Annotated in this window: 10 protein-coding genes; 2 read left to right on the top strand and 8 right to left on the bottom strand. The window is 68.0% G+C overall.

Going from position 1 to position 11,166, the window contains the following annotated elements:
- Positions 1-6 precede the first annotated feature (6 nt).
- Positions 7-837, bottom strand: a complete 831-nt coding sequence (locus ACFOW8_RS02765) for a hypothetical protein (protein ID WP_378544919.1) — start codon at positions 835-837, stop codon at positions 7-9.
- A gap of 289 nt (positions 838-1,126) precedes the next feature.
- Between ACFOW8_RS02765 and ACFOW8_RS02760 the strand changes: the two genes are divergently transcribed.
- Positions 1,127-1,894 (top strand): GntR family transcriptional regulator, encoded by a 768-nt coding sequence (locus ACFOW8_RS02760; protein ID WP_378544916.1) that lies wholly within the window; start codon positions 1,127-1,129, stop codon positions 1,892-1,894.
- A 191-nt stretch (positions 1,895-2,085) separates the two neighbouring features.
- Here ACFOW8_RS02760 and ACFOW8_RS02755 read toward each other — a convergent pair whose 3' ends face one another.
- From ACFOW8_RS02755 to ACFOW8_RS02745, 3 genes are all read right to left on the bottom strand, one after another.
- A complete protein-coding gene (locus ACFOW8_RS02755; protein WP_378544913.1) occupies positions 2,086-3,204 on the bottom strand; it encodes an NAD(P)H-dependent flavin oxidoreductase in 1,119 nt (372 codons plus the stop codon).
- 43 nt (positions 3,205-3,247) lie between these two features.
- Positions 3,248-4,597 carry a WS/DGAT/MGAT family O-acyltransferase gene (locus ACFOW8_RS02750; protein ID WP_378544910.1) on the bottom strand — a complete coding sequence of 450 codons (1,350 nt, stop codon included), beginning with the start codon at positions 4,595-4,597 and terminating at the stop codon, positions 3,248-3,250.
- A gap of 136 nt (positions 4,598-4,733) precedes the next feature.
- A complete protein-coding gene (locus ACFOW8_RS02745; protein WP_378544907.1) occupies positions 4,734-5,570 on the bottom strand; it encodes a hypothetical protein in 837 nt (278 codons plus the stop codon).
- Between the two features lie 110 nt (positions 5,571-5,680).
- On the opposite strand from ACFOW8_RS02745, the gene ACFOW8_RS02740 reads away from it, so the two are divergent.
- Positions 5,681-5,833 (top strand): hypothetical protein, encoded by a 153-nt coding sequence (locus ACFOW8_RS02740; protein ID WP_378544904.1) that lies wholly within the window; start codon positions 5,681-5,683, stop codon positions 5,831-5,833.
- 59 nt (positions 5,834-5,892) lie between these two features.
- Here the strand turns inward: ACFOW8_RS02740 and ACFOW8_RS02735 are convergent, their stop codons facing one another.
- From ACFOW8_RS02735 to dnaB, 4 genes are all read right to left on the bottom strand, one after another.
- The gene (locus tag ACFOW8_RS02735; RefSeq protein ID WP_378544901.1) at positions 5,893-7,629 is read right to left on the bottom strand and encodes a cutinase family protein; all 1,737 of its coding nucleotides are present in this window, start codon (positions 7,627-7,629) and stop codon (positions 5,893-5,895) included.
- A gap of 210 nt (positions 7,630-7,839) precedes the next feature.
- On the bottom strand, positions 7,840-8,655 hold the full coding sequence (locus tag ACFOW8_RS02730; protein WP_378544898.1) for an alpha/beta fold hydrolase: 816 nt from the start codon (positions 8,653-8,655) through the stop codon (positions 7,840-7,842).
- Between the two features lie 175 nt (positions 8,656-8,830).
- A complete protein-coding gene (locus ACFOW8_RS02725; protein ID WP_378544895.1) occupies positions 8,831-9,454 on the bottom strand; it encodes a hypothetical protein in 624 nt (207 codons plus the stop codon).
- A gap of 127 nt (positions 9,455-9,581) precedes the next feature.
- Positions 9,582-10,964, bottom strand: a complete 1,383-nt coding sequence (gene dnaB / locus ACFOW8_RS02720; RefSeq protein WP_378544892.1) for a replicative DNA helicase — start codon at positions 10,962-10,964, stop codon at positions 9,582-9,584.
- Between the last annotated feature and the right edge of the window lie 202 nt (positions 10,965-11,166).

The following is an 11,166-nucleotide window of genomic DNA, read 5'->3' as shown; positions in this document are numbered from 1 at the left end:
GGCGGATCAGCCCTCGCGCAGGGCGATGACCAGCCCGTCCTTCTCGCACACCGACGGCGTCTCGGCCGACTGCTGCGCATGGCATTGCCAGCCGTCCACCTCCACCGCGGCCGACGGGCTGACGGTGGTGACGTAGGTGGTCGCCACGTCGATCGCCTCCGTGCAGCCGGGCCGACCCGCGGCATTGCCCACCGCGATGACCGTGCGCGAACCGCCGCCCGCGTCGGTCACCGGCCCGCAGTTGACGTCGTCCGGGTACGGCGACGGCGCGGGCGGCACATCGCTGGTGGTGGTGACCGGCGGCTTGGTCGGATCCACGGTGCGCGTCGGCGAGGTCACCGGCGGCCGTGGGGTCTCCGGTGCGGCGTCACCGCGCAGGCCGATGGTCAGGCCGTCCTTGAAGCAGATGTGCCCGACGGTGGTGTCGGGTTGTGCCTCGCAGGTCCAGCTGTCGACCTCCACCGCCTCGCCGCCGGACGGCACCCCGAGGTAGTCGGCGACCACGTTGAACGCCTCGGTGCAGCCCGGCCTGCCCGCCGCCGAGGCGAACACGATGACATCGGCGGTGGCACCGTTGGCGCCGGTGACCGGACCGCAGTTCACATCCGCGAGCGGCGGCGGTACGGGGGCAGGTGGGTGGGTCGGGCTCGGCGACGGCAGGGGGGTGGTGGTGCCGGTGAGGTTCGCCCTGGTTGTCGTCGGCGCGGTCGTCGCCGCCTTCGTGGTGCTGGTCGCGTGCGCGGAGTGGTCTTCCTCGTCGTCGTTGCCGCACCCGGCCACACCGGTGAGCAGGGCGAGTGCCGCGGCGGTACCGGCCGCGAGCCGAATGGTCTGCACGTCGATCCTCCAGAGTCGAGTAACCGTCCAGTTGCCCGCGTATTGAAACACGGTGGCACGCAAGGCTGTCTGATCCACGCGGCCCGTCGGGCCGGGTAATTCCGGGGGCTGCGGTGGCAGTGGTCGGAATTGCTGCCCACTTGCCGAATGGGCCGGACGGTCGGTTCCGTGCGCCCGGCGGCCGTCCGGCGTGAACCGTCCCACAGCGCCCGCAGGCGCGTGCGACCCGTCGTTGCAGCGCCTAAACTGTCTGGGACGTGACTGGATGATGACCGAGAGGTGTTTTTCGATGGGATCCCGGACGGTGGTCGCCGACGTCGCCGATGAACTGGCGCGCCGGGTCGCCACCGGCGAGTACCGGCCCGGCGAGCTGATGCCCTCGGTCCGCCAGGTCGCCGACGAGTTCGGGATGAACCGCGCCACCGCGCAACTCACCCTCGGCAGGCTCGAGTCCTACGGCTTCGTCGAGGCGCGCCGCGGCAAAGGATTCACCATCCGCGATGTCCGCGAGGACGGTGGCATGGAGGTCTACCGGCACCTGTTCCGGTTCTCGATCACCGTGCCCACCCTCGCCGCCGAGATGTTCACCGACATCGTCGAGGTGGAACGCGGTATCGTGCTCGACGCGCTGCTCGGCTACACCGCCGCCGCCAAGGTCCTCGATCCGGCCGAGCTCACCGCCGCCGTCGACGAGCTGGAGACCCTCGCCCGCCAGAGCGTCCCCGACCAGGTACGGATCATCACCTCCGAGATCGCCCTCGTGCGCAAACTGCTCGGGGTGCTCGGGATGAGTATGCAACGCGCCGTGCTGAACTCGGTCGCGGATATGGTCGTCGAGGTACCGGAGGCGGTCACCGCCTATTTCGCCGTCGCCGCCGATCTGCATGTGCTGGTCTGGCGCGCGCTGCTCGCGGTGTGGGATACCGGGTCGGGCCCGACCGAAGCCCAGCTCGCCCTGTTCGAGGACCTGTTCACGCTCTATCACGAGAAGGTGATCGCCCGCTTCGACGAACTCGTCGGCGCGACCACCACCGGACCCGCCGCCGCCACCGCCTGAGCGCGGTCTCAGCTGTCTGGGTCGGGCTTTCGCGCGCTGTCCGGCCCGTGCCGCCACGGTCCGTGCGGCTGCTACCACCGGGCACCAGCATCCAGAACGCGGTGCGTTCCTCCTGCGCCGTCGGCGAACTCGCCGGTCGTGGCCTGGGGTGTCGGCCCGCCCGGCAGGACGAGCGGGCCGGGGCACCCGGCTCAGCTGTTGAGCTTGTTCAGCCGGTCGCAGGCGGTGACGTACTCCTCGACCAGCCGGTTCACCACCTCGGCGCTGCGCTCGATCTTGTTCATCATGCCGACCACCTGACCGACCGGATTGAAGTTCACGTCCTTGGCGGCCTCTGGGTAGCGGTGGCCGCGCTTGACGCCGTCGAGGGCGACCATCATCTGTAGCGGCATCGGCAGCGGGTCGGGGGTGTCGGTCGACTCCCAGGCATCGGTCCAGTCATTGCGCAGCATTCGGCACGGCTTGCCGGTCCAGGAGCGCGAGCGCACGGTGTCGTGACTGGTGGCGTCGAGGTAGGTGTCCATCTGCGCCGGTGGGACATTGGCCTCCTCGACGGTGAGCCACAGCGAGCCGGTCCACGCGCCCTGCGCGCCCATCGCCAGCGCGGAGGCGACCTGCGCGCCGTTGCCGATGCCGCCCGCCGCGAGCACCGGGGTATCGCCGATCGCCTCGATCACCTGCGGCCACAGCACCAGCGAGGACACCTCGCCACAGTGCCCGCCGCCCTCCGTGCCCTGGCAGACCACGAAGTCGAGTCCGGCCGCCTTGTGGTTCATCGCGTGCTTGACCGAACCACAGAGCGCGCCGATCACCCGGCCCGAATCCTGGATCCGCTTGACCACGTCCTCGGGCGGGGTGCCGAGCGCGTTGGCGACCAGCTTCGCCTTGGGGTGGTTCAGGATCACCTCGACCTGCGGGCCCGCGGTGGTCGCGGTCCAGCCGAGCAGCTCGTTGTGGTGCTCGCCGTCGGGCAGCGCGGGCACGTTGTGGTCGGTGAGGATCTGCTGGGCGAAGTCGCGATGGCCCTGCGGAACCATTTGCGCCAGCTGCTTTTCCAGCTGTTCGGGAGTCAGGCCCTCGACACCCTTGCCCTCGTATTTCGACGGGATCACCAGATCCACACCGTAGATGCCGTTGACGTGTTCATCGAGCCAGGCCAGCTCCACCTCGAGCTGCTCGGCGGTGAAGCCGACGGCGCCGAGTACGCCGAGTCCGCCCGCGTTGCTCACCGCTGCGACCACATCGCGGCAGTGGGTGAAGGCGAAGATGGGGAACTCGATGCCGAGCTGTTCGCAGAATTCGGTACGCATACCGAACTGTAACACGTTCTATTTTACCCGAAAGGGGCAATTCTCAGGCCGAGGCGTCCTCCAGCGCGGTCAGCGAATCCTCCAGGTGATCGAGGAGTCGGTGCAGGTCCGGCAGCGTGCGGCGGCAGCCGACCAGTCCGAAATCGAGGTTGTCGCCATTGGAGGTGAGGGTGATGTTCACGGCCTGACCGTCCAGGGGGATCGACAACGGATAGCTGGCGTCGAGCCGCGAGCCGTTCCAATACAGCGGCTCCCGCGCGCCCGGCACATTCGAGATGACGATATTGAACGGCGGCGTCCCCATCGCGGCGAATCCGGGCAGCAGAATCGCCGCCATCGGGCTCAGCATCAACGCGGCCACCGCCAGGGTCTGCGTGGAGTTCAGCGAGCGGTAGACCTCCTTGTTGCGCCGCGTCGACTCGCTCACCGTCCGTAGCCGCTGCATCGGGTCGGCGACATCGGTCCCGAGATTGCACAGCAGCGCGGCGATCTTCACGCCCTGGCTGTCGGTGTCGTCGGCATCGCGCAGCGACATCGGCACCATCGCGATCAGCGGCTTGTCCGGCAGCGCATCGCGTTCGAGCAGGTAGGCGCGCAGCGCGCCCGCCGACATCGCCAGCACCACATCGTTGACGGTGGTCCCGGTGGCCTTTTTCACCTGCTTGATCCGGTCCATCGACCAGGTGCGCACCGCGCAGGTGCGCGCGCCGCCGATCGGCACGTTCAGCATGGTGCGCGGCGCCTCGAACGGCAGCGTCAACTGCTGCTGCAGCAGTCCGGTGCGGGTCGCCTTCATCAGCGCCGCCGTGGACTCCCCGGCCGCGGCGAGACCGCCGAGCAACCCGGAACGGCCCTTGTGCTGAGTCTCCTGTCGCGGCTTGCGCGGCAGATTCCACGGCGTCTTCGGTTCGGTCGCGAACGGGTCGGTGGTGAGCGTGCGGCGCAGCAGCCGTTGCGCGGAGACCCCGTCGATCAGCGAGTGATGCATCTTCGAGTAGAGCGCGAACCGGCCGTCGGCCAGGCCCTCGACGAAATGCATCTCCCACATCGGGCGGTGCCGGTCGAGCAGGGCGCTGTGCAGGGTGGAGGCGTGATCGAGCAGCTGGCCGATCCGGCCCGGCGCCGGTAGCGCGCTACGTTTCACGTGGTAGTCCAGGTCGACCTCGGTGTCCTGGGTCCAGGCCAGCTGGGGCGCGCCCAGCCAGGTGGCAGGACGCTTGCGGAAGGTCGGCCTGCAGGTGCGGTCGGCGAGCAGCGTGTCGCGGAACTCGCGCAGGTACTCCTGACCCGCGTCCTCCGGCGGTTCGAACAGCTGCAGCGACCCGACATGCATCGGATGTTCCCGGGATTCCAACAGCAGGAACAGTGCATCCAACGGTGCGATGAACTCCATGGCAGATCGCCCCCTGACGAGGTGGTTCGGAGCGGATTCGTGCGATCGACCACGCTGTCGGGACCGGCATAGTGACCCATCACATGCCGGATTCCAAGTTACCTGCCCGATCGGTGTCTCGTCAGGTGAACCGGCATCAGACCTTGGCCGGTTCGGCCTGCCTGGCGTCGGTGTCCGGCGCTATTTCGTCGGGCGCCATATCGGCGAGGCGCAATTGTGCGGTCTGCTCGGCGGCAGGCTGCTCCGGCATGTCCGCCTCGGTGGCGGGTTCGGTGCCGGTCTCGGCGGTCGGCTCGGTGACCGGCTCCGCCGTGGGTTCGCCGACCGGTTCGCGCACGGCCGGAACCGGCTGGACCACAGTCCCTTTCGACGGGATCTCGACACCGAGCTCGGCCCTTGTCGTCTCCACCAGCGCGCGCTCCTGCTCGGCGGCGTGGCGCATCGCCTTCTGCCACAGTGACGCCATCTCCTCGAGCTCCTCGACGGTGGCTTCCACATCGATGTGCAGCTTCAGCCGCTGCATGGTGATGTGCTGGGCGGCGGTCAGGGTGCGCAGCAGGTCTTCGCACTTGTTCGGGATCCGACGGTGCGCCACCACCCGCAGGCGGGTGAGCATGCTCGTCGGACGATCCCAGATGACCTTGTGGATCTGCGCGCTCACCCCGTCGATCTCCTCGGTGGTGACCAGATCCCAGTCGCCGCAGTTGGCCAGATCGGCGCGCACCGAGGCCGAGGTCTCCAGAATCGAGGCGACCGCGGACAGTACCGCCTCCCGCCGCCACGCTTCGTGATCGCGCTGGTCACCCACCATGTTCGACAGTTCGACATGGCGTTGCGCCGCGTCGAGCGCCTGCCTGCCGCGCTCGTCGGCGGCCGCGATGCCGTCGCGGTGGGTGCGATTGTTGGCGATGACGCCGACCAGAACTGCGGCGGCGACGGGGAGCGAGCCGAGGAGGGGGAGCCACTGAGTCACCCGCCGATCATTGCATCGAGGCTGCGCACAGTCACCATGATCGGCGCGTTGCATCCAGATGTCGCCCGGAGTGTCGTCGGTGTGGCGCCGTCGGCGGCGGATGTCCGCGCATGGCGATCGTCCTCGGTGTCGCCGTCCTCGGCGAACCGCTGACGATCGGGATGGCGATCGGATTCCCGCTGGTGATCATCGGTTCGATCATCGGAACCCGCCGTGCCATCGCCCCGGTACACGACGCCGAACCGGATCCGGTCCAGGCTTAGCACCGAAAACCCCGGTGGGCAACGGGTTACGTCGCCCACCGGGGTGGTGTTTCCGGTGCCTAGTTCGCCGGTGCCGGCGTGGTCGTCGTCGGCGCGACGGTGGTGGTCGGTGTCACCTCGACGATGGTGGGGTCAGGGGCGGTTGTCGTCGGCTCGGCAGGCGCGGCGGCCTGGTTGGTCGGCGGTTCCGTGGTTGTCGGTTCTGTGGTCGCGGGTTCCTGCGTGGTCGACGACGGCGTGGTGGTCGACGGGGCGACCGTTGTGGTCGGCGTCGACGAGGTGGTGGTCGACGACGAGGGCGGTGTGGTGGTGCTCGTTCCGGTCGTCGTGGTGGAGGTGCTCGTCTTCGCCGTGGTCGACGTGGGCTTCGACGCCTTCGACGTGGTGCTCGGCGCCTTCGACGTGGTGGTCGTCGCCGGCTTGGTCGGCGCGGCGAGCGCGGCGGCCACATCGGCATCCTCCGGCGCGGACTTGGTGTCCACCTCCTCGCCCGCCTGCGCCTGCTTGGCCAGGTGGGTCAGCCACGCCGCCGCGTACTCGGCCGAGGTCAGCGGCTTGCCGTTGGCGGCGTCGGAATCACGCCAGTAGTCGAAATGGTGGCCGGTGCCGTTCGGGCCGAGAGTGAGCTGATATGGATCGCTCAGCGCCACCGGAATGGTGTTCTGGTTGGTCACGATCAGCCCGACGATCTCGTTGAACACCTTCTGCGGCAGATACGCCAGCGGCGAAATCTGCTCGGCGGCGATGGTGTCGGCCGCGGCGGGCGCGGTGGTCTCACCCGGCGTGTAGTCCGGGTCGGAGACCTTGAGCAGCACGTCCAGGAACGTCTCGTCGCTGGCCATCCAGTTCGGGTTGGCGCCGATATCGGCGAAGGCCGCCATCGCGATCCGGCCGAGCGTGAAGGCCATGTCCTGACCGGTGGCCGGGGTAAGACCGTCGCGCTCGAGATCGTCGACGTTGATCTGCCTGCCCACGTTCGCGGCCAGCTGCAGCAGCGAGATGTTCTCCGGGGCGGCGCAGGTGAGGTCGCCCTCGGAGCAGAACGAGGCGATCTTGCCGTTGAGCGCGCCGAAGTCACCGCCGGTGGTGGCGCCACGGCCCGAGATCGGCGTCGTCCCGTCCTGGTATTTCTGGTCGAAGCCGTCCGGATTGGCGAACGGGTCATCGGCGCCGATGAACGGACCGTCACCGGCATCGCGGCCAGGATCGGCGAACATCACGACGCCGAGCACGTCATCGGGATTCACCGTCGAGTAGCCGTCGGCCGGGTCGTCGTTGCCGATGCCCTCCGCGACGCGGCGCACCACGTCGGCGCCCTCGCTGTAGCCGACGATGGAGAACTTGGTGTCCGGGCAGGCCGCCGAGATCTCCCGCATCACCTGCTGGGTGTTGGCGACACCGGCGTTCACCGCGTCCTCGTAGGAGGACATGTTCGCCGGATAGGCGATATAGACCGCCGCGTACTCGCCCTCGGCGAGGTCGTCGCGCGGCGCGTTCACCACCGGATCCACCCACACACTGGAGTGGTCACCCGACAGCGCGGCGGGCAGCGGATTGCCGTTCGCGTCCAGCAGCATCGCCGTCGTCCCCTCGACCGGGGTGTCGTTGCGGCCCGCCACCGAGATGGTCACCATCTCGCGGCACTCGGTCACCGAGGTGGTGAGCTGGTAGGTGGGCGATTCTGGCTGCGATGTGACCGCGAACGACGCGGCGACGATCGCGGCGACACCAAGCGCCGCCGGCGCGGCGACCGCCGAAGCGATGCGATGTTTCGCAAGGAACTCGCGCAGATTCATATCCTGATCCCGTTCGCAAAACCACAGGTGGGCAGGCCCCCCGACGGGCCGCATTGTCACGACCTTTGTCGCGCCACCCCACGAGATCGTTACTGCCGCGAACAGGAACCCCTGGTCATGCCGTCACGGTGCGGCGCCGAGGTCGAGCGCGCGGACGGCGGCCATGGCCTTGGCGGTGTACACGGGCTCCTGCCGCGGGCCTGCCGTCCGTCAACGCCTAGCTGCCGGAGGCATTCCGGCCACCTCCCGCACCGAATCGGCGATGGCGCGGAAATCCTTGCGCAGGATGGCGCCGTGGTTGCTCGCCACCTTCGCGCCGATGCGGATGTTCGGGTTACGGGTGGTCGCCGAGTCGAGCCCAGCGCGGATCTTCTCCTGCTCATCGCCCTTGCTGCCGAACGATGTGCCCGAGGCCACCACGTAGCGCACCGGGACGGTGATCGCGTCAAGCACCGGTCCCAGCTCTCGCTCCCGCGACAGCTTGCCGAGTTCGATATTGCTCTCGGCCTGCTGCGCCGCCGTCATCCGTGGGGCGAGTCCGGTTGGGCGGACCAGCGGCATGATCCAGCTCAGCCGCTTGAACAGGGTGCGGATTCGCTGCTCCATCGCGTCGTCGAGCCAGTCGTACGGGAAGGCGCCGTCCACGAGGACAGCGCCGATGGCGCGCTCCGGATTCCGTTCGGCCCAGTGCGCCCCGACCACGGCCCCGTACGACCAGCCGACCAGCACCGCCAGCTCCACGCCCCTGGCCGCGAGCACCGCGTCCACGTCACGAACCGCGGCTTCGAACGAGTAGTCCGCCGACTCCTTCGACTTCCTGCCACGCGCCCGCTCGTCGAACGTGATGTGCCGGAACCCGGGCCCGAGTTCGGCGATCGTCTTGCGCCAATACCCCTGTGTCGCGAACTGCCCGTTCAGGTAGATCACCGGAATCCCGGTGCCACCGGTGTCGGTGACAGCCAGCTCGGTGTCGTCGACGGCGACCATTCCGGTCCATCCGGTGTTGTCGGTGTGCTGCGCGGTCATTCGGACCACCCCTTTCGGCTCGTTGTTGCGACTACTGTCGCGAGCCGACCTGACACCACCCTGACACCGACCTGATGCGCTCACTGACAATCGCTATCCCGATCGGTAGCGGCGCTGCCGTCGGGCCGACGACATCCGATCCGAGTGAGCGAGGGCCTGGCTGGGCTCGTCGATGTCACACCAATTCAGGGACCCGCAGGTGGGCGAAGCCGAGCCTGAATTCGGCGACATCCTGGATCTCGGCGCCCAGATTCTCAGCCGCCGCCATCCGCATGCGGTCGGCCTCTTCGCGGCTGGCCTCCAATTCCTCGATACTGGACCAGACCGTCGAACCCACCGCCCGGCCGGTCGATCGGTCGACGAACAGGCTGGCACTGCGGAAGCCGTCCATGCCCTCGAACCTCGGCAGCAGGGTGGTCTTGAAGGTCTCGATCGCGTTGTCGACCCCGCCCGGATCGACCTGTATCCAGGTGCAGCGGGTGCAGGCGCGTGGACCGGCCAGATGGTCGCGGTGCATGACCGCGACGTCCCACTCGTCGATCTGTTCGACCTGCCCGCCCAAGGTCAGGGACAAACCGTCGCGCAGCGGGTGGACGCGCAGTCTGCTCGCCCGCAACGCGTCCTCGGAGTCCCACGCGGTCGTGGCGATGCAGCGCCCCGTCGCCCGGTTCATCATCATCGACAGACCGACCCACCCGTCGAACTCGGACAGCTGCGGCATCACCTCGTCGCGGAGGTACGCGATCCCGCTGTCGATCGACGACGGCTCGGCCATGATCGTGCTCGAACGTGCGTACACAAAACACCTCCTTCTCCGAAGGGCGGTGCCCCCGGTGGACACCACCGGACATACCCACTGTCCTCCCCGCCCACCGTGCGCACAATAGGCCCGAAGGGCCGATTGTGCGCCGCGTGGCAGGTTGGTGTCAGCCCCTGGCCATGTCCACGAACCGGCTCAAATGCAGCTGGTGGGCGACGGTGATGGTGGCGGTCGGACCGTTACGGTGCTTACCGACGATGAGGTCGGCCTCGCCACCACGGGGATCATCGCGCTCGAAGGCATCTGGGCGATGCAGCAGGATGACCATATCCGCATCCTGCTCCAGGCTGCCCGATTCGCGAAGATCCGACACCATCGGACGCTTGTCCGTTCGCTGTTCGGGACCACGGTTCAGCTGCGAGATCGCGATTACCGGGACTTCGAGTTCCTTGGCGAGCAGCTTCAGGTTTCGGGAGAAGTCCGAGACTTCCTGCTGGCGCGACTCGACCTTCTTGCCGGAGGTCATCAGCTGGAGGTAGTCCACCACAACGAGTTTCAGGTCGTGGCGCTGCTTGAGCCGCCGCGCCTTCGCCCTGATCTCCATCATGGTGAGGTTCGGTGAATCGTCGACGAACAGCGGCGCTTCACTGATCTCGCTCATCCGGCGCGCCAGCTTGGTCCAGTCGTCATCACTCATCCGCCCTGACCGCATGTCACCGAGCTTGATCTTGGCCTCGGCGGAGAGCAGACGCATGACGATTTCGGTGCGGCTCATCTCGAGCGAGAAAATAACGCTCGCCAAACCGTGCTTGATCGAGCAACTGCGCATGAAATCCATACCAAGGGTCGATTTACCCACACCCGGACGGGCCGCGACGATGATCATCTGGCCCGGGTGCAACCCGTTGGTGAGTTCGTCGAGTTCGGTGAAACCGGTGGGGACGCCGAGGGAGATGCCGCCGCGGGAGGCGATGGAGTCGATCTCGTCCATGGTCGGCTGGAGGAGTTCTTCCAGCGGCATGAAGTCTTCGGTGGTGCGGCGTTCGGTGACCTCGTAGACCTCGGCCTGGGCGCGGTCGACGACCTCGGCGATGTCTTGGCCGTCGGCGCCCGCGTAGCCGAACTGGACGATGCGGGTGCCCGCCTCGACGAGGCGGCGCAGGATGGCCTTCTCGGCCACGATCTCGGCGTAGTAGCCGGCGTTGGCGGCGGTGGGGACGGTCTGGGTGAGGGTCACCAGATAGGGGGCGCCGCCGATGCGCTTGAGTTCGCCGCGGCGGTCGAGACCGGCGGCGACGGTGACGGGGTCGGCGGGCTCGCCGCGGCCGTACAGGTCGAGGATGGTGTCGTAGACGGCCTGGTGGGCGGGGCGGTAGAAGTCGCCGGGGCGCAGTACCTCGACCACGTCGGCGATGGCGTCCTTGCTCAGCAGCATGCCACCGAGGACCGACTGCTCGGCCGCCATATCGTGCGGGGGCTGGCGGCCGAAGTCCTCGCCTGGAGGTTCCGGCGGGAAGTCCGTCTGCGCGCGGTCACCGGTGGTAGTCACCAGAATCGCCCGTCCTCTCTCGCCCGCCGAACCGGGGTTTCACATCGATGAACTCGTTGTACTCCCGGGCACCGACACGGATGTCAGCTATCGGTTGCCTGCGTGCTTCCCGGGGTCGCGCGCAGGGCAATGCGACGAACCTAGGCGACGTTTTCGGGCGGCGCCAACCCGATATGTGCACACAACTGGGGATAACTTGGGG

The sequence above is a fragment of the Nocardia rhizosphaerae genome (assembly GCF_042650365.1).
Lineage (GTDB): Bacteria > Actinomycetota > Actinomycetes > Mycobacteriales > Mycobacteriaceae > Nocardia > Nocardia rhizosphaerae.
This window is presented reverse-complemented; position numbering and strand designations above follow the sequence as displayed.

Bases quoted from the DNA above. Each gene is read 5' to 3' on its own strand.
- ACFOW8_RS02760 (WP_378544916.1), top strand. From the start codon at position 1,127: ATGGGATCCCGGACGGTGGTCGCCGACGTCGCCGATGAACTGGCGCGC.
- ACFOW8_RS02755 (WP_378544913.1), bottom strand. From the start codon at position 3,204: ATGCGTACCGAATTCTGCGAACAGCTCGGCATCGAGTTCCCCATCTTC.
- ACFOW8_RS02750 (WP_378544910.1), bottom strand. From the start codon at position 4,597: ATGGAGTTCATCGCACCGTTGGATGCACTGTTCCTGCTGTTGGAATCC.
- ACFOW8_RS02740 (WP_378544904.1), top strand. From the start codon at position 5,681: ATGGCGATCGTCCTCGGTGTCGCCGTCCTCGGCGAACCGCTGACGATC.
- ACFOW8_RS02735 (WP_378544901.1), bottom strand. From the start codon at position 7,629: ATGAATCTGCGCGAGTTCCTTGCGAAACATCGCATCGCTTCGGCGGTC.
- ACFOW8_RS02730 (WP_378544898.1), bottom strand. From the start codon at position 8,655: ATGACCGCGCAGCACACCGACAACACCGGATGGACCGGAATGGTCGCC.